Source organism: Nocardia sp. NPDC058244 (assembly GCF_042882065.1).
Lineage (GTDB): Bacteria > Actinomycetota > Actinomycetes > Mycobacteriales > Mycobacteriaceae > Nocardia.
In genome coordinates, this window is the sequence record NZ_JBHVWX010000001.1 from 211,011 (window position 1) to 228,698 (window position 17,688).

A 17,688-nucleotide genomic window follows, 5' to 3' on the forward strand; every position below is an offset into this window, starting at 1 on the left:
TCCATAACTCGTAAGGTTCAACCGGCACACGACATCCGCGCCGGAGAACCGGCGCGGATACCTTGCACCCCGAACTGTGGCGCCTCGAGCGGTGCCCGGCAGCCCCGTCACTCGGCCGCAGAACGCCGCCCCGCTCGCGAACTCGTCCGTCGCCGGGCCGGCGCGGGCGCCGAACCGAGCACATACGACTGCACCAGGTGGTTCCAGCTGCACGAGCGGCACACCTCGACGACATGCACCGAGAACTCCTCGCTCGACTCTGCCATCCGGATCAGCTCCTCGGGCGTCCGCGCGGAGCCGGCCGCCTGGCCGAGTCCGTCCCCGTACACCCACGACACCAAGGTCAGCTGCTCTTTCCGGCAGATCGGGCAGGTCACCTCGCTACCCCGGCCGTGGAACTTGGCGGCCCGGAGCAGGTACGGATTCGCGTCGCACACCTCGGCGACACCGACCCGGCCCGCGTAGACGTCAGCGAGCAGCGACCTGCGCCGGAGCGCATAGTCGACTACCTGCCGCTGAATTCGCACGATCACCAGAGTAGCCGGGATTGATTTGCGGTGCCGGTGGCACCGCTGCATCCGCGCTCTCGTCGTAAACTCCCGATACCGGGGTCGGCCCGGGTATTTACGCAGGTGAGGCGAGCCAGAGCGATGGCTGATTCCGGGCGGGCGCGCGGCGCCGCCGATTCCGTGACGAGGGCGCGTGATATCGATCGCGCGCAGGTGTCGACCGTGCTTGACGCGGCCTATGCCGAGGGCCAGCTGGGTGCCGACGAGTACCACGACCGCACGGCTCGCGCCGGGACGGCGCGGACCCTGGGCGAGCTGGAAAGACTGACCGCGGACCTGCAGTCACCTGCGGTTTTCGGTGGTACGGCGGCCGTCGAAAGGAAGCGTTTCGGCCGCAGACACTCCGGCGAGTACCCGGCGCGGACCAGGGCCCGCGACGCCGACCGGGCCCGCACGACCGCGGCGCTGGACGCGGCGCGCGCCGACGGCCAGCTCGACGCCGACGAACACACCGCGTTCACCGAACTGGCCTCGGAAGCGCGCACTCTCGGTGATCTGTCCACCCTGGTTGCCGAATTGCAGCAGCGGCCGGTGGCGCCGGTGAAGCCGAAGGCGCGCAACACCTTCCGAATCGCCACCATCGCGGCGGTCGCGGTGGTCGGAATCGGCTGTTTCGCCTGGACGGTGCGCGGCGAGGACCCGCCACCCGCCGTGGTCGCGGCCGCCGCGATCAACTACAACGCCGCGCCACCCCTGGTGATCCCCACCCCGCGGCTCACCACGCTCATCGGTTTCGTCCAGTTCCGCGACGACTACCGGGTGAAGTTCGGCGACACCCTCGTCGACGAGGCCGTCCTGCACGACGAGCACGCCTCGGCCGTCCGGCGCGAGGCCGGCAATGCCGACTGGACCGCCGACTGGTCCTACCGTGGCGGCTTCGGCCGGTCGAACGCGCAGATCAGCACCCGTCAGCGCGAGAAGATCGACATCGATCTCGCGCAGGTGAACGCGGAGGCCCTCGGGGCCGCGCTGACGAACGCGGCCGCCACCGTCCAGGTGCCCAACGGCGCGGTCACCCACTTCCGGATCGCCGACGACAGCTCGGTGGGGCGGCCGGGGATCACGATCTTCGTGCGCAACGAGGTCGGCCAGTCGGGGCATTTCGTCCTCGCGCTGTCGGGCGAAGTGCTGAAGACCTACCCGTACAAAGGATGACCGAGCGATGAAGACCCCGTCCCCGGCGAAGAACCTGCGCGCCCGCGACGCCGACCGCGCCGACGTGTGCGCCCTGCTCGACGCCGCCCTGGCCGACGGTCAGCTGACCGCCACCGAACACGACAAGCGCACCGCGACCGCCATGCGGGCCGAGACCTTCGGCGCCCTCGATCGCCTCGTCGACGACCTGCAGATCCCGGGCAACCTGGCGCAGCGCCCCGTCGCCCGCGGCGTCCCGCGCGCACCCCGGCGCTGGTGGATCCCGGCCGGCGCGGTCGTCCTGGCCGCGCTGCTCGGCGCGGGCGCAGGCCTGGTCGTCCGTGCCACGGGCGACGCCGTCTTCGGCGACCCGCTGCCCGACCTCACCACCGGCAACGGTTTCGCGCACTTCCTCGCCGCCTACCGTTCCGAATACGGCAGCACCGTGGCCGACGAACTGACGCTGTACCCGGAATACGCCCTGGTCGAGCGGGATTCCGGGCGGCCGGGCAAGCAGGACGAGCTGCAATACCGCGGTGACTTCAAGGCGTGGGGTTCGCAGGGCAGCCGCCCGCCCGACACCAAGTCGTTCGACCTGGCGGGCGTCGACATCGCCCGCTACGCCCGGCTGATATCCGGTGCCTCGCAGACCGCCGGGGTCCCCAACGGCTGGGTCTCGCACGTGCTCGTCCGGTACCCGCCCGGCGGCGGCAAGGACGCCGAGCCGGAGATCAGCATCTACGTCAAGAACGAGGCCGAACAGAGCGGCTATCTGAAGATCCGGCTCAACGGTGAGCCCATCGCCGTGTACCCCGTCTAGCCCCTGACCAGGCCCTCTCACCAGCGATGACGCAGTGATGTGCGTCATTGCCCTATGTCTTGTTATATCGCTCCGATATAGTTGGTAGTCGCATCCATCGGTTAGGTCCGCTCGGTCTGTCAGGCCGACATAGTCAGGGAGTGAGGTCGGCAGTGCTCGAATTGGCGATTCTCGGCCTTCTCCTGGACGCGCCCATGCACGGTTACGAGCTGCGCAAGCGGCTGACGGGCCTGCTCGGAGCGTTCCGGGCCTTCTCCTACGGTTCGCTCTACCCGACGCTGCGCAGGATGCAGACCGACGGGTTGATCGCCGAGGAGATTCCGGAGGGCGCGACCGCGCGCCGTGCGCGCCGCGTCTACCGGCTGACGCCGGTCGGGCGGGAACGTTTCAACGAACTCCTCGCCGACACCGGTCCGCAGAACTACACCGATGACGGCTTCGGCGTTCACCTGGCCTTCTTCAGCCGCACCCCCGCCGAGGCGAGGATGCGGATCCTGGAGGGCAGGCGACGCCAGGTCGAGGAGCGCCGAGAGGGACTGCGGGAAGCGATCAAGAAGGCCAGCGGCTCGCTGGATCGCTACACCCGCCAGCTCCACCAGCTCGGATTGGAATCAAGCGAGCGCGAAGTGCGCTGGCTCAACGAGTTGATTGCGGCGGAGCAATCGACGAAGGCGGCACCACAGAAAGAGGGAAAGAGCGGCCATGAGTGATGTCAACAAGGTTGGGTCCGGCGAGGTTCGCGTCGCGATCGTCGGTGTGGGCAACTGCGCATCGTCGCTGGTGCAGGGCGTGCAGTACTACAAGGATGCCGACGAGAACGCCAGCGTTCCCGGCCTCATGCACGTCAAGTTCGGTCCCTATCACGTCAAGGACGTGAAGTTCGTCGCCGCGTTCGACGTCGACGCCAAGAAGGTCGGGTTCGACCTGGCCGAGGCGATCTTCGCCAGCGAGAACAACACGATCAAGATCTCCGACGTGCCGCCCACCGGCGTGAACGTCCAGCGTGGCCCGACCCTCGACGGCATCGGCAAGTACTACGCGCTGACCATCGAGGAGTCCGAGGCTCCCGCGGTCGACGTGGTCAAGGCTCTGAAGGACGCCGAGGTCGACGTCCTGGTCTCCTACCTGCCCGTCGGCTCGGAAGAGGCCGACAAGTTCTACGCCCAGTGCGCCATCGACGCGGGCGTCGCCTTCGTCAACGCGCTGCCGGTCTTCATCGCCTCCGACCCGGAGTGGGCGCAGAAGTTCATCGACGCCGGTGTCCCGATCGTCGGCGACGACATCAAGTCCCAGGTCGGCGCGACCATCACCCACCGCGTGATGGCCAAGCTGTTCGAGGACCGCGGCGTGGTGCTCGACCGCACCTACCAGCTCAACGTCGGCGGCAACATGGACTTCAAGAACATGCTCGAGCGCGAGCGGCTGGAGTCGAAGAAGGTCTCCAAGACCCAGGCCGTCACCTCCAACCTCAACGGCCCGCTCTCGGGCAAGGTGCACGACCGCAACGTCCACATCGGTCCCTCGGACTACGTGGAGTGGCTCGACGACCGCAAGTGGGCCTACGTCCGCCTCGAGGGTCGCGCCTTCGGTGACGTGCCGCTGAACCTGGAGTACAAGCTCGAGGTGTGGGACTCGCCGAACTCGGCGGGCATCATCATCGACGCCGTGCGCGCCGCCAAGATCGCCAAGGACCGCGGCATCGGCGGACCGGTCATCCCGGCCTCGGCCTACCTGATGAAGTCCCCGCCGGAGCAGATCGCCGACGACGTCGCGCGCACCCAGCTCGAGGCGTTCATCATCGGCGCCGAGTAGTTCGGGCGAACCGACAAGGCCGGGCCACACGGGATTCCGTGTGGCCCGGCCTTTGTGTTCGTGGTGCCCGCTCAGTCGAGCGAGACGTAGACCTCGACGCTCGTCGGGCCGGTGTAGCGCTCCAGTTCGGCGGTGTGCGAGCGGGTGATGGTGCCCGCGTTCTCCGCCTTGATGACCTGGGCCCACGCGGTGCGCAGCAGGTCGTAGGGCTTGTCGGAGACGACGAACTTCGCGTAGCGGCCCGCGGGAATGCGGGTCAGCACGTCGCCTTCGTCGATGTCGTCGAGCTCGGCGACCTCGTAGCCGAGCACGGCGACCGCGTGGTCGTTCTGGCCGATGTAGGCCGCGGCGCGCGGCACCGTCTTCTCCCTGGATAGGTACCGGTCCCAGGTGAAGTTCACCAGGTCCAGGTCGCGCGCGGTCACCTCGCGACCGGCCAGCGGCACGGTGAGGCCCGCGATCAGCCCGTCCTCGAGGGTGACGATCTCGAAATCGACAGCCATGGCTATTCGCCCCCCTGCTCCGCGATCAGCGAGACGTAGATCTCGACCGTGCGCTCGTCCGGATACTGCTCGTAGTCGCCCGCGTAGGCGCGCTCGAATTCACCGGCGGCCTCGGCGTCCCAGATCTGGCGCCACAGCGCGACGATGGTGTCGCCGCGGTTGTCGCCGGTGGCGACGAAACGGGCGTAGCGGCCCGCCGGGATGCGGGCGAGCACGTCACCGACCTGGAGATCGGCGAGGGTCTTGCACTCGTAGCCGACGATGTGGGTCAGGTAGGAATTGATCTCCGCCGCGAAATCGACGTACCCCGTCGCGATCGGTCCCGGTAACTGCGGTCTCGCCAGCAGGTGCTGCCACGCCTCCACCACCTTGGCGCGGCGTGGCCCCTCCACGGCGAGCGCCGGACTGCGGAGCACCGTGCCCGCGATCAGCGTCTCGGGACGGTCAACGACATTGAAATCCACCTGCGTAGCCCCTATGTCTAGTCTCGTCGTCGCTCGAGCGCATATCTTCCCGCATCGATATGACAGGTTTGGCGCCGGGATCGTTCGACGCGCTGTCGCGTCGCGGCAAACCGGCGGTGCCGACTGGTCGGGCTGGTTCGCGCTCTGGCCAACGATGTTGCCATGTCCGCCGGGGTGTGTGGTCCGGGTGGCCAATCCGTGATCTATCGACCGCCGTCACCACCCAGTCCGGGGAACAATTCGCCGGGCGTGGCCGGGCGTGGCGCGGGCGGGATGATGATCACCGGCGCCGGATTGCGCGGTGTGGTCGACGGTGAGGGGCCGAGCTCCGGCGTGGGGTTGCGTGGCGTCGTCGACGGCGGGGTGATGAGATCCGGTGCCGGGCTGCGCGGTGCGTTGGTGGGCGGGTTGAGAATGTCGTAGGGATTGCTGTCGCCGGGCGCGGGCGCCGGTCCCGGGATCAGCCCGCCGCCACCGGTCATCGCCGGTGTGGGGAACTGCTCGACCGGCGTGCCCGCCAGCGCGGTGTCCATCACCTGCTTCCAGATGTCGGACGGCAGGCCGGATCCCCAGATCGCGCCACCGCGCCCGCCGCGCAGCGGCTGTGGCTGTTCGGTGCCCACCCACACCGCCGTCGACAGCGACGGCGTGTAGCCGATCATCCAGGCGTCCTTGTTGTCCTTGGTCTCGCCCAGCTGGGTGGTGCCGGTCTTGGCCGCCGACGGTCTGCCCTCGGCCAGCCCGTGCCCGTTGGAGTAGTTGGCGATCGGGGTCATCGCCTGGGTGGTGATGTCGGCGATACCCGCCGTGATCCGCTGCTCCGGTTCCGGAAGTTGTGCGCCCACCCTGGTTTCCGGCGGGCCACGATCGATCAGCACCCGGCCGTCACCGGTGACGACGCGCTGCACGAAGTACGGCTGGTGATAGACGCCCGACGCGGCCAGCGTCGCGTACGCCGAGGCCATGTCCAAGGGGCGCACCAGATACTGCCCGAGCACGATTCCGTTGAGCGGCGCTTCGCCTGCCTCGGTGAGGGTTTCGACGTCGAGTCCGGGGATGTGCTCGGGAATGCCCGCCAGATGGGCGGCCTCGGCGATCGAGCGCGGGCCGTCGGCCATCGTCATCGTGAGCCGGTAGAAGCTGGTGTTCAGCGAGCGCTTGAGCGCCTCGGTGAGCGTGCAGCGGCCGCAGGAGTCGCCGTCGGCGTTGGTGATGGTGGTGCCGCGGTCGACGACGGGGGAGCTGTCGATCGCCCTGGTCGGCGGGATGCCCTGGCGCTGCGCGGCGACGAGCGCGAACACCTTGAACGACGACCCGGTCTGCAACGGCGCCTGGGCGAAGTCGAAGCCGGTGCCGGCCTCACCGCCGTAGTAGGCGCGCACGGCCCCACTGCGCGGGTCGATCGAGACGACGGCGGCGCGCAGCTCCGGTGGCTGCCACTCCAGCCGCTGGCGCACGGTGTCGACCGCGCCCGCCTGGGCCACCGGGTCGATGGTGGTGGTGATCTGCAAGGCGCCGGTGTTGATGTCGGCGTCGGTCAGGCCGGCGGCGCGCAGCTCCCGCAGCACCTGGGTGCGGATGTGGCCCTCCGGCCCGAGCGGCACCGGCTCGGCCGGGAGGTCGGGCAGCGGGATGATCGCGGGGAACACGGTCGCGTCGCGCTCGCCCGGCGCGAGCACCTTCATCTCCACCATGCCGTCGAGCACGTACTGCCAGCGCGCCTTCAGCTGGTCGAGGTGGGTCTCCGGGTCGAGTACCGAGGGCGAGCGGATCACCGCGGCGAGCACGGCGCCCTCGGCCGGCGTCAGTTCGGGCACCGGCTTGTCGAAGTAGGCCTTCGCCGCCGCGGCGATGCCGTACGCCCCGCGCCCGTAGTAGATGGTGTTCAGATAGGCCGCGAGGATCTCGTCCTTGCTCCACTGCCGCGACATCTTCGCCGCGATGATCAGCTCGCGCATCTTGCGGGTGACGGTGCGCTCGGAGGTGAGGAAGGCGTTCTTCACGTACTGCTGGGTGATCGTCGAGCCGCCGCCCGCGTTGTCGTGGCCGAGCAGATTGTCGCGGGCCGCGCGCAGGAACCCGCTCGTCGAGTAGCCGGGGTTGGTGTAGAAATTGCGGTCCTCGGCGGCGAGCACGGCATCGCGCACCGGCATCGGCACGTCGGTGAGCGGGATCGGGATCCGATTGCCGCGCGGCGGGATGAATTTCGTCAGCACGGTGGTGCCGTCGGCGGCCAGCACGGTGGCCGGCTGTTCGACCGCGACCTCGGCGGGCTCGGGGATCTCCGAGCTCCAGTAGATCGCGAAGAACAGCAGCGCCGGCACACAGACGAAGATCACGAACAGCGCCAGCAGCAACCGCCGGATCTTCTGGCCCCTGGTGCGTGGGGCGCGGGGTTCCTCGCCGTCACCGTCGGCGGCCAGCCGGGCGGCCTGGGCGCGGCGCGCCGAGCCCTTGCGCGGTGGCTGGTCCCGGCCGAGCGGGTCCTTGAAACCGGCGATCGAGGTGTACGGCGCGTCCGATCCGGAACGCCTGCGCCCGCCCTCGGAGGCCACGACCATCTCCTTCCGGAGCGAGGGGAAGAACCCACCTGTACCGACGTGCCATCGACTCGGAAGACTCTACCCGCCGGGTGTCGTGGAACCAGGGAGGAGCGCGTGGGGGCGGCGAACGCGCCGCCCCGCACGATCAGCTCTTCACACCACCGGCGGTCAGACCGGAGATGATCCGGCGCTGGAACACCAGGACCATGATCACCAGCGGCACCGTGACGATCACGCCCGCCGCCATGATCGCCGCGTACGGCTGCACCAGCGGATCGTTGCCGGAGAACTGGGCGATCGCCACCGTCACCGGCCGGGTCTTCTCGCCCGACAGCAGCCGGGCCAGCAGGTACTCGTTGATCGAGGCGATGAACGCCAGGATCGCGGTGGTGAACACCGCGGGCGCCGCCAGCGGCAGCATGATCAGCCGGAACGCCTGGAACTTGGTGGCGCCGTCGATCCGCGCGGCTTCCTCGAGCTCCCAGGGCAGTTCGGCGAAGAACGACGCCAGGATGTACACCGTCATCGGCAGCACGAAGGAGATGTTCGGGATGATCATCGCCTGGTAGTGGCCGATCCAGCCCAGATCCGTGAACAGCTGGAACAGCGGCGTCACCAGCACGACGGCCGGGAACATCGAGGCCGACAGGATCAGCCCGGAGACCAGGTACTTGCCCGCGAACGCCATCCGGGCCAGCGCGTACGCGGCCAGCACGCCGAGCAGCAGCGCCACCGCGGTGGTGGCGGCGCCGATGATCACGCTGTTGAGCAGCGCCTGCCCGAAGTTGTTGCCGCGACTGGTGTCGAAGGCGTTGCGGAAGTTGTCCAGCGTCACGTGGGTCGGCCACGGGGTGCTGTCGAAGGTGTAGGCCTGATCGCGGAACGCGACGACCGTCATCCAGTAGAACGGGCCGAGGCCCCACACCAGCACGATCAGCACACCGAGGTACATCCGCACGGTGCCGATCCGCTGGCGCCACGACACCGGCTGCACGGGCGCTTCCGCGCGCTCGACGGGCGCCTCTTTCGTCATCGAGATGCTCATCAGTTCGCCTTCCGCTGTTCTTCCTGCGTGCGAACGGCGTTGGCGCCCAGCACCTTCACCAGCACGAACGCGATAGCGAAGACGAGCAGGAAGGTGATCGTCGAGAGCGCGGCGGCGCTGTTGGGACCTTGGCGCACCTGCTCGACCACCAGGATCGACAGGGTGTTCGTCGCGGGGTTGCCCAGCGTCATGATCGCGGGCAGGTCGTACATGCGCAGCGCGTCCATGGTGCGGAACAGCACCGCGACCAGCAGCGCGGGCTTGAGCAGCGGCAGCGTGATGTGCACGAACCGCTGCCACGCCGACGCGCCGTCGACCTTGGCGGCCTCGTACACGTCGGCCGGAATGACCTGCAGGCCCGCCAGAATCAGCAACGCCATGAACGGGGTCGTCTTCCACACGTCGGCGATGATGACCGCGAACCGTGCGGCCCAGACGTCGGAGGTCCACAGGATGTGGGTGCCGAGCACCCGGTTCACCACGCCGTCGTACTGGAACATGAACTCCCACAGCCGCGCGGTGACGGCGGTGGGGATGGCCCACGGGATCAGCACGGCGGCACGCAGCAGGGCCCGGCCACGGAAGGTCTTGCCCATCACGATGGCCATGCCGAGGCCGAGCACCGCTTCCAGCGTCACGGTCACCACCGTGAAGAACAGGGTGACCCCGACCGCCGACCAGAACTGGGAGCCGAGCGTGCCGGTCGGGCAGGCGACGGTGCCGCTGAGCGTGTTGCACTGCTGCAGCAGCCAGTGCGTGTAGTTGCTCAGCCCGGCGCCGCCGCCCTCGACGAACATGCCGGTGGCCGGGTCGATCCCGGAGTCCTTCTGGAAGGACATGATGATCGCCTGGACCACCGGATACCCGATGACCACGGCCAGCGCGACGAGCACGGGCGTGACGAACAGCCACGCCTTGCCGGATTGTCGCAGTTCCAGCGCTAGCCCGCGCTGCTTGGCTCCCGAAGGATCCGACACCGTTTCTACTCTCCTACGGTCTGGTCGGGTCCGCTGCGCGCTCCGCTACGAACCGGCGGTCTCGATGCCCTTTTGCATGCCGGCGACAGCGTCGTCGACGGACTTCGTGCCGTTCAGGGCAGCATAGGCGTTGTCCTGGATGGCCTTCGACACCGCGGGATAGAACGGGGTGACCGGGCGCGGCACGGCGCTGGCGATGGATTCCTTCAGCGCGGGCAGGTACGGCATCTTCGCGATCAGGGCCGGGTCGTCGTAGAGCGAGGCGCGCACGGACGGCAGCGCGCCCGAGGCGATGATCTGCTGGGCCTCTTCGCTGATCAGGTAGCGCACGAAATCGGCCGCGGTGGCCTTGTTCTTGGAGAACGCGCTGATCGCGGCGTTGTAGCCACCGAGGGTGGACGCGCCGACGCCGGTGTTGCCCGGCAGCGGGGCCACGCCGAACTTGTCCTTCACCGAGGAGGTGTCGGCGTTGGCCTGGGCGTACAGGTACGGCCAGTTGCGCAGGAACAGCAGCTTGCCGGACTCGAACGCGCTGGCGCTCTCGCCCTCCTTGAAGGTGATGGCTTCCTTGGGGATGTCACCGCTCTTGTAGGCGTCGACGAGGACCTTCAGGCCCGCCTTCGACTCCGGGCTGTTCACGGTGGGGGTCTTGCCGTCGGCGCCGACGAAGCTGCCGCCGAAGGCGTTGATGACCTCGGAGGTGTTCACGGTCAGGCCCTCGTAGGGGGCGAGCTGACCGGCGTAGCAGCCGATGTTGTTGTCGCGGGCCACCTGGCACTGGCCGAGCATCTCGCTCCAGGTCCGCGGCGCGTTGGGCACCAGGTCCTTGCGGTAGTACAGCAGGCCGCCGTTGGTGTTGCGCGGGGCCGCGTACAGGGTGCCGTTGTAGGTGGCGCTGGCGACGGTCGGCGCGAGCAGCGGCGCGGTGTCGATGGCGAAGGTGTCCTTGAGCGGCTGGATCCAGCCCTTCGCGGCGAATTCCGCGGTCCACGGGACATCGAGGGCGACGACGTCGTAGCCGTCCTGCTTGGCGCGGAAGTGCTCGGCGAGGTCGTCGTGCTGCTGGTTGGCGTCGGCCGACTGCTCCTTGAACGTCACCTGCTCGTTCGGGTGCGCGGCGTTCCAGCGGTCGATGAGCTGCTTGACCACACCGGTCTCGGTGGTGTCCTTACCCTCGACGTAGGTGATCGGGCCGCGGCCGGTCAGGTTCTGGTCGAGCGCGTTGCCGCCGTTGTCACTCGAGCAGGCACTGGCGAACGATGCGGTAAGCAACGCAATCGAGGCAGCAGCCATCGTCGCTCTGGGGACAAACTTCAAGGCCATCGCAGACACTCCAGGGTCGAGACGTGAGCAGCAGCACACCCGTGCGGTGCACGGGTCAACATACATGGTGGGTGGGTGTCACGTCCGATCGTCCTGTCCAATCACATACTTTCCGGTCAGTTCGCGAACGGATCACAGTCGGTGGGGTGCCCTACCCTCGACGGGGTGACCAGTCCATCGCCGTCGACGCCCGACCGGATGCTCTCGCGCATCGGGGGTTTGCTGCGCAAGGCCGAGGCCACCGACAACGAACACGAGGCCGAGGCGTTCCTGGCCGCGGCCCAGCGGCTGGCCACGAAATCCTCGATCGACCTGGCGGTGGCGCGATCGCACGTCGCCGACCGGGAGCGCAGGTCCGCGCCGGTGCAGCGGATCATCCCGATCGGCGAACCGGGGCGAAAAGGACTGCGCACCTACGTCCAGCTGTTCGTCGCGATCGCCGCCGCCAACGATGTGCGCTGTGATGTCGCCCGCAGCTCCGCGCAGGTCTACGCCTACGGCTTCGCGGCCGATATCGACACCTGCGAGGCGCTGTACGCGAGCCTGCTGATCCAGATGGTGCGCGCGTCCGATCACTACATCAAGTCCGGCGCGTACCGGGAGGCGACGGTGATCAAGATCGTCGCCGAGAAGCGCTTCGGGCGCACCGTCCGCCGCAAGGTGGAGGCGCCGGTGGCCGGCGTCACCGCGCGGCTGAACTTCCAGATGGCCTTCGCCGCCCGCGTCGGCGCCCGCCTGGCCGAGGTGCAGGCCGAGGTCGTCGCCGAGCAGGCCCCGGCCGCGTCGACCGGCACCGCGCTGGCCCTGCGCGACAAGGAAGTAGCCCTCACCGACTTCTATACGGCCACCTCGGAGGCGCGCGGCACCTGGCGCGGACCGCAGACGTCCACCGGGCATTCCGTCGCCGCTCGCCGCGCCGGTGATCGGGCCGGGCGCGCGGCGAGACTGGGCACCGCACCGGAACTGCCCGCCGCCCGGGCGAAACTCGGCCGATGACAGCGCGGCTGGTCGGCTCGCTCGTCTCCGAGTCGCCCGCAGGCATGGACAGGACGTCGTCCGGAGCGCGCAGTGGCATCGCCTGATCCCGGTCGTCGCCGGGATGCCCAGCGGGCCAAGGTCTACGACGCCGAGCAGCTGGTCCGGGGTGTGTTCGATCGCGCGCAGGAGTTCGGGCACCGCACGGTCGAGGTCTACGGGTCGCAGCTCACGCTGCCGGTCGAGCGCCGCTTCGCGTCCGTGGAGTCGGTGCAGTCGTACGCGGACAAGGTGCTGGCGCTGAATTGGGTGCGCGCGCAGTGGGACAGGGCTGGGGTGCCGGTCCGGGTCCGCGCGCGGGCGGGCGCGTCGGCCGCCCACTACGAACCCGCCCACGCGGTGCTGGCCGTGCCGTTGCACACGGGCGCGACGGCGTGGGCCCTGCGGGAGCTGGTGGTGCTGCACGAGCTCGCGCACCATCTCGCGCCCGTCGAGGGGGAGGCGCCGCACGGCCCCGAATTCTGCACTCGCTACGCCGAATTGGTCGAGGGTGTCATCGGTCCCGAGGCGGCCTTGCTGGTCCGCGCGACGTTCGCGGGCTGTGGGGTTCGCTTCGGCTGAGATCTGGCTCGCCGCCGTTGCGTTTCGCGACCGCCGGTCCGTCTATAGGCCGCCTGCCGCACGGCCGCCGACTACGTGGCCGCGCGGTGGGCGGGTTGCGGCGCAGACACGGCGAATCCCGCCGGTGCCACAGCGCCGACGGGATTCGGGAGAGTCGATCAGTCCTCGGCGATCCGCAGGTCGACCTCGATATTGCCGCGCGTCGCGTTGGAGTACGGGCAGACCTGGTGGGCCTGCTCGGCCAGCGCCTGCGCCTCCTCGCGGGACAGGTGCGGCAGCGTGATCTCGAGCGTGACGGCCAGCCCGAAACCACCGTTGTCGTTCGGGCCGATCGAGACCTGCGCGCCGACAGCGGAATCGGCGATGTTCGCCCCCGCCTTCTTGCCGACCAGGCGCAGCGCCGAGTGGAAGCACGCGGCGTAACCGGCCGCGAACAGCTGCTCGGGGTTGGTGCCCGCGCCGTCGCCGCCCATCTCCTTCGGCGGGGCGAGCACGACGTCGAGCTTGCCGTCGGTGGTGCGCGCGGTGCCGGTGCGGCCTTCGCCGCTGGCCAGGGCTTCGGCGGTGTAGAGGACCTGCATGGGAGCTCTCATTTCTCTGTGAGGGTGTCGGTGAGTTTGCGGAGTAGTCCGCGCAGTGCGGTGACCTCGTCGGTGGACAGTCCCGCGATCTGGGCCATCTCGACCGGTATCCGGCACGCCTCGGCGCGCAGGTTCCGGCCGTGGTCGGTGAGCACGATGTCGACGCGACGTTCGTCGTCGGCCGCCCGCCTGCGCTCGACGAACCCGGTCGCCTCCAGCCGCTTGAGCAGCGGAGACAACGTTCCCGAGTCCAGTTCGAGCGTCTTGCCGAGCTCGCCGACGCTGCGCCCGTCGCGCTCCCAGAGCGCGAGCATCACCAGATACTGCGGATAGGTGAGCCCGAGCCGTTCCAGCTTCGGCCGGTAGACCGCCGTCATCGCCCGCGAAGCGGCGTACAGCGGGAAGCAGAGCTGCTCGTCGAGGGTGAGTCCGTCGGTCATGTCAACAATGTAGCCCACAATTAAGTTGTGCACAACCATTCAGTGGAAGGCGACGGCGAGGAACCCCGAGACGTACGCCACCCCGAACAGCACCGGCACCCACTGCTCGATATGCGACAGCGGCCAATACCGCGCCCGATCACGCCCCTCGCCGAGCGCCCACCACTCGCCCTTCCAGAACGGCGACGCGGGCAACCGTTCCTCCAGCGCCCCCACCACCTGATATTTCGCGCCGTTCAGCAAGCGGTAGCTGCGCACCAGGTAGAACCAGGCGAAACACTGCCCGAGCACCGCGATCAACGGGATCACCAGCCACCTCGCGGTATCCGGGGGCGGTGACTTCCCGAACACGGTGACCAGCGTGAAGATGCCGGTATTGAGCGTCAGGAAGAACGAGTTCGCCAGCCCGCGCCGCGCGCTCACGCGGTCGGCCATCTCCACGTAGAGCCGGTATTGCTCGAGCACGGCGCTGTCATAGGCGCGGTCGTCGGGCTCCCGGCCGGGCGCCGGGTCGTTCCACAGCCGGGCGCGCAGCTCGGTCCCTCGATCGTCGTCGTGCACCGCTCGCCTCCACGGTGCCGCGTGCAGGGTGATCACTCTTCGAGCCTGCCGCCGACGGGCGGGTGGGTCGCGGGTAGTCGACTACTCGGCTTCGGGTGCGTCGAGCAGTGCGCTGACGCGTGCGTACCGGTCCAGCCACCAGGCCGTGCGGTCCGGGTCGGGGTGCCGGTACTTGTCGAGCAGGGCCGGGTCGGGTTCGGGTGCGGTGGTCGGGACGGTCAGCCAGCCGTTCACCGGCCGGAGCGATTCGGCCACGAGGTCGCCCTCGAACAGGGCGAGGGTCCCCAACCCGCAGGCGAACTCGAGCTGCGGCAGGGCGCCTGCCAGGGCGATCTGGGCGGCCAGCCCGACGCTCGTCTCCAGCGCCGACGACACCACCGTCGGCAGTCCCGCCGCGTCGGCGACGGCCAGCGCCCGCCGAACGCCGCCCAGCGGAGTGCACTTCAGCACGGCGACATCGGCGGCCCCGGCCACCGCGACGCGCAGCGGATCCTCGGCCCGCCGGATCGACTCGTCCGCCGCGATCGGCACCGCCACCCGCCGCCGCACCTCGGCCAATTCCTCGACCGTCCGGCACGGCTGCTCGACATACTCCAATCCACCAGCGGCCCGGTCGATCTCACCGATGTGCCGCACCGCGGTATCCACATCCCACACCGCGTTGGCGTCCACCCGAATCGCCCCATCGGGCCCGATCGCCTCCCGCACGGCGGCGACCCGCGCCATATCCTCCGCCAACGACCCGGGATGATCAGCGACCTTCACTTTCGCTGTCGCACACCCGGACTCCCGCACGATCCGCCCGGCCCGCTCCCCATCGACGGCGGGCACCGTGCAATTCACCGGCACCCGCTCCCGTACCGGCGCGGGCCACCCCACCATCGCCTGCTCGACCGCGGTAGCCAACCACCCCACCGCCTCCCGATCCCCATACTCCGGAAACGGACAGAACTCCCCCCACCCCAACTCCCCCCGAACCAACATCCCCTCCCGCACAGTGATCCCCCGAAACCGCGTACGCAGCGGAATCGCATAAACGAACATCTCGGCGCCCACGCCCCGATCGTAGAACCCGGGTAGTCCCGCCCCCTCACTCTAAGTAGTTCCACGGCGTCGCCACGCGTCGTTCCGCACGATCCTGGAGTCATGACCGCTCCCGCCCGCCGCGTAATCGACCAGATCATCGCCCTGACACTGCTCGTGGCACTCGTCCCGTGCGCGGGAGCGGTGGCGATGCTGGCCGCCTACTTCGAGGTCTCGAACCACACCTGCGGGTACTACGGCGGCTGCTACACCCGCTGGGTGACCCCCGGCGTCTACATCGCGTGGGCCGGTGCCGGCATTTCGGTCGCCGGTTCCCTGATCTGGATCGCGATCGGGATCGCCAAGGGCCATCGCGTCGGCTACGTCCCCCTCGCCGGTGCCCTCCTCATGCTCGTCACGTTCTGCATCGGTGGTGAGGTCGCCAGCTGGGGCTGAACCGTGCCCGTGTCGGCGTCCGGCGCGCCGACACGGGCGGGGGTTCAGAGGCGTTCGATGACGGTGGCGTTGGCGAGGCCGCCTGCTTCGCACATCGTCTGGAGGCCGTAGCGGGCGCCGCGCTGGTGCAGGGCGTGGACGAGGGTGGTGGTGAGGCGGGCGCCGGAGGCGCCGAGGGGGTGGCCCAGGGCGATGGCGCCGCCGTTGACATTCACCCTGCTCGGGTCGGCGCCGGTTTCCTGGGCCCAGGCCAGGACGACCGGGGAGAAGGCCTCGTTGATCTCGATCAGGTCGATGTCGTCGAGGGTCAGGCCGGACCGGCGCAGCACCTTCTCGGTGGCGGGGATGACGGCGGTGAGCATGAGCAGCGGATCGTCGCCCGCGACGGCGAAGCTGTGCAGCCGGGCCAGCGGGCGCAGGCCCAGCTCGGCGGCGCGTTCGCCGGACATGATCAGCACCGCGGCGCTGCCGTCGCTGACCTGGCTGGCCGAGGCCGCCGTGATCTCCCAGCCGATCTGCGGGAAGCGCGCCGCCATGGCCGGGTCGTAGTAGGCGGGCTTCAGCTTGCCGAGGGTCTCCAGGGTGGAGCCGACCCGGATGCCCTCGTCGGTGTCGAGCCCGTGCAGCGGCGCCAGCTCGGCGGCGAAGAGTCCGTCCTTGGTCGCGCGGGCGGCCTTCTCGTGGCTGCCGAGCGTGAACTCGTCGAGCTGGGTGCGGGTCAGCCCCCACTTCGCGGCGATCAGTTCGGCGCTGATCCCCTGGGGCACCAGCCCGTCCGGGTAGCGCTCGGCGAAGGCGACGCCGGACAGGTCGGTGGCCCCGATCAGATTGGCGCCCATGGGAACCCGCCCCATGGACTCCACCCCGGCGGCCACGACGATGTCGTACGCGCCCGCGATCACGCCCTGGGCGGCGAAGTGGATGGCCTGCTGACTGCTGCCGCACTGCCGGTCGACGGTGGTGGCCGCCACCGACTCGGGATACCCGGCGGCGAGGGCGGCCCGCCGGGTCATGTTCGAACCCTGTTCCCCGACCTGGGTGACGATGCCGCCGATGACGTCGTCGATCAGGGCCGGGTCGATGCCGCTGCGGTCGACCACCGCGCGCAGGCTGTGCGCGAGCAGGTCGACGGGATGGACGTCGTGGAGTGCGCCGTTCGGCTTGCCCCGCCCGATGGGGGTGCGTACCGCTTCGACGATGACCGCGTCTCGCATGGGAGTCCTCTTTCGACGGTGAGCCAACGCTGGCTCTATCCAACAATAGTCAGAGTAGGCCCTAACTATCATCTCCTCAAGTCAGAGATGGGTATGATGTCGGTCATGGCAGCCGTGATGGAAGGGCCACTGGCCGATCTGAGCAAGTGGGGTACCGAGGGCTGTTCGATCGCGCGGGCCATGGACCTGATCGGCACCCGCTCGGCGGTGCTCATCCTGCGCGAGGCCTACTACGGCACCACCCGCTTCGACGGCTTCGCCCGCCGCGTCGGCATCACCGACGCCGCCGCCGCGAGCCAGCTGCGCAAACTCACCGCGGCCGGGCTCCTGGAAAAGCGCCCCTACCAGGAAGAAGGCAAGCGCACCCGGAACGAGTACGTGCTCACCCCGATGGGCCGCGACCTGCTCCCGGCGGTCGTCGCCCTGTGGCAGTGGGGCGACACCTACCTCCAGCCGGGCCCGGCACCCCTGCATCGCGTCGACGTCACCACGGGCGAACCCGTCCGCGCCGAACTCCGCAGCGCGGACGGCACCGAGGTCCCCCTCGAACAACTGGCTGTCCGCGTCAACCCCGACTACCTCCGCTACCGCGACGCCGAGCGCGCGAAGCACAGGGACACCTGACCA

At 69.3% G+C, this 17,688-nt stretch carries 20 protein-coding genes; 8 read left to right on the plus strand and 12 right to left on the minus strand.

Going from position 1 to position 17,688, the window contains the following annotated elements:
- Positions 1–107: 107 nt before the first annotated feature.
- On the minus strand, positions 108–527 hold the full coding sequence (locus ACFVW6_RS00950) for a DUF5318 domain-containing protein (protein WP_218718591.1): 420 nt from the start codon (positions 525–527) through the stop codon (positions 108–110).
- Between the two features lie 123 nt (positions 528–650).
- On the opposite strand from ACFVW6_RS00950, the gene ACFVW6_RS00955 reads away from it, so the two are divergent.
- From ACFVW6_RS00955 to ACFVW6_RS00970, 4 genes are all read left to right on the plus strand, one after another.
- On the plus strand, positions 651–1,724 hold the full coding sequence (locus ACFVW6_RS00955; RefSeq protein ID WP_378824301.1) for a DUF1707 domain-containing protein: 1,074 nt from the start codon (positions 651–653) through the stop codon (positions 1,722–1,724).
- 7 nt (positions 1,725–1,731) lie between these two features.
- Entirely contained in the window at positions 1,732–2,523 is a 792-nt protein-coding gene (locus tag ACFVW6_RS00960; RefSeq protein WP_378824299.1) for a DUF1707 domain-containing protein, read from the plus strand.
- Between the two features lie 152 nt (positions 2,524–2,675).
- Entirely contained in the window at positions 2,676–3,233 is a 558-nt protein-coding gene (locus tag ACFVW6_RS00965) for a PadR family transcriptional regulator (RefSeq protein WP_110037815.1), read from the plus strand.
- Complete coding sequence (locus ACFVW6_RS00970; protein ID WP_378824297.1) at positions 3,226–4,335, plus strand: inositol-3-phosphate synthase; 1,110 nt, start codon at positions 3,226–3,228, stop codon at positions 4,333–4,335. Before ACFVW6_RS00965 ends, ACFVW6_RS00970 begins: the two co-directional genes overlap by 8 nt.
- Before the next feature lie 71 nt (positions 4,336–4,406).
- On the opposite strand, the gene ACFVW6_RS00975 is transcribed toward ACFVW6_RS00970, so the two are convergent.
- From ACFVW6_RS00975 to ACFVW6_RS01000, 6 genes are all read right to left on the minus strand, one after another.
- On the minus strand, positions 4,407–4,838 hold the full coding sequence (locus ACFVW6_RS00975; RefSeq protein ID WP_365009123.1) for a GyrI-like domain-containing protein: 432 nt from the start codon (positions 4,836–4,838) through the stop codon (positions 4,407–4,409).
- 2 nt (positions 4,839–4,840) lie between these two features.
- Positions 4,841–5,302, minus strand: a complete 462-nt coding sequence (locus tag ACFVW6_RS00980) for a GyrI-like domain-containing protein (protein WP_378824295.1) — start codon at positions 5,300–5,302, stop codon at positions 4,841–4,843.
- A 203-nt stretch (positions 5,303–5,505) separates the two neighbouring features.
- Positions 5,506–7,863: a transglycosylase domain-containing protein gene (locus tag ACFVW6_RS00985; protein ID WP_378824294.1), complete on the minus strand. Its 2,358-nt coding sequence runs from the start codon at positions 7,861–7,863 to the stop codon at positions 5,506–5,508.
- A gap of 127 nt (positions 7,864–7,990) precedes the next feature.
- A complete protein-coding gene (locus ACFVW6_RS00990) occupies positions 7,991–8,878 on the minus strand; it encodes a carbohydrate ABC transporter permease (RefSeq protein WP_378825638.1) in 888 nt (295 codons plus the stop codon).
- A gap of 11 nt (positions 8,879–8,889) precedes the next feature.
- Positions 8,890–9,867: a carbohydrate ABC transporter permease gene (locus tag ACFVW6_RS00995; protein ID WP_378824293.1), complete on the minus strand. Its 978-nt coding sequence runs from the start codon at positions 9,865–9,867 to the stop codon at positions 8,890–8,892.
- A 45-nt stretch (positions 9,868–9,912) separates the two neighbouring features.
- Positions 9,913–11,190 (minus strand): ABC transporter substrate-binding protein, encoded by a 1,278-nt coding sequence (locus tag ACFVW6_RS01000; protein ID WP_355275109.1) that lies wholly within the window; start codon positions 11,188–11,190, stop codon positions 9,913–9,915.
- A gap of 198 nt (positions 11,191–11,388) precedes the next feature.
- Between ACFVW6_RS01000 and ACFVW6_RS01005 the strand changes: the two genes are divergently transcribed.
- Together ACFVW6_RS01005 and ACFVW6_RS01010 are read left to right on the plus strand one after the other, a co-directional pair.
- Positions 11,389–12,186 carry a DUF2786 domain-containing protein gene (locus tag ACFVW6_RS01005; protein WP_378825636.1) on the plus strand — a complete coding sequence of 266 codons (798 nt, stop codon included), beginning with the start codon at positions 11,389–11,391 and terminating at the stop codon, positions 12,184–12,186.
- 72 nt (positions 12,187–12,258) lie between these two features.
- On the plus strand, positions 12,259–12,786 hold the full coding sequence (locus ACFVW6_RS01010) for a TIGR04338 family metallohydrolase (protein ID WP_378824292.1): 528 nt from the start codon (positions 12,259–12,261) through the stop codon (positions 12,784–12,786).
- A 158-nt stretch (positions 12,787–12,944) separates the two neighbouring features.
- Here ACFVW6_RS01010 and ACFVW6_RS01015 read toward each other — a convergent pair whose 3' ends face one another.
- The 4 genes from ACFVW6_RS01015 to ACFVW6_RS01030 all read right to left on the minus strand — a co-directional run bounded on the left by ACFVW6_RS01015 (position 12,945) and on the right by ACFVW6_RS01030 (position 15,412).
- Entirely contained in the window at positions 12,945–13,367 is a 423-nt protein-coding gene (locus tag ACFVW6_RS01015) for an organic hydroperoxide resistance protein (protein WP_378824291.1), read from the minus strand.
- An 8-nt stretch (positions 13,368–13,375) separates the two neighbouring features.
- Positions 13,376–13,807 carry a MarR family transcriptional regulator gene (locus ACFVW6_RS01020; protein WP_355275105.1) on the minus strand — a complete coding sequence of 144 codons (432 nt, stop codon included), beginning with the start codon at positions 13,805–13,807 and terminating at the stop codon, positions 13,376–13,378.
- 39 nt (positions 13,808–13,846) lie between these two features.
- Entirely contained in the window at positions 13,847–14,368 is a 522-nt protein-coding gene (locus tag ACFVW6_RS01025; RefSeq protein ID WP_378824290.1) for a hypothetical protein, read from the minus strand.
- An 81-nt stretch (positions 14,369–14,449) separates the two neighbouring features.
- On the minus strand, positions 14,450–15,412 hold the full coding sequence (locus ACFVW6_RS01030; protein WP_378825633.1) for an o-succinylbenzoate synthase: 963 nt from the start codon (positions 15,410–15,412) through the stop codon (positions 14,450–14,452).
- Positions 15,413–15,514: 102 nt separating this feature from the next.
- On the opposite strand from ACFVW6_RS01030, the gene ACFVW6_RS01035 reads away from it, so the two are divergent.
- Positions 15,515–15,847, plus strand: coding sequence for a hypothetical protein (locus ACFVW6_RS01035; protein WP_378824289.1), 333 nt, complete (start codon positions 15,515–15,517; stop codon positions 15,845–15,847).
- A gap of 44 nt (positions 15,848–15,891) precedes the next feature.
- Here ACFVW6_RS01035 and ACFVW6_RS01040 read toward each other — a convergent pair whose 3' ends face one another.
- Entirely contained in the window at positions 15,892–17,061 is a 1,170-nt protein-coding gene (locus tag ACFVW6_RS01040) for a thiolase family protein (RefSeq protein ID WP_378824288.1), read from the minus strand.
- Between the two features lie 93 nt (positions 17,062–17,154).
- Between ACFVW6_RS01040 and ACFVW6_RS01045 the strand changes: the two genes are divergently transcribed.
- Positions 17,155–17,685, plus strand: coding sequence for a winged helix-turn-helix transcriptional regulator (locus tag ACFVW6_RS01045; protein WP_378824287.1), 531 nt, complete (start codon positions 17,155–17,157; stop codon positions 17,683–17,685).
- The last annotated feature ends 3 nt before the right edge of the window (positions 17,686–17,688 follow it).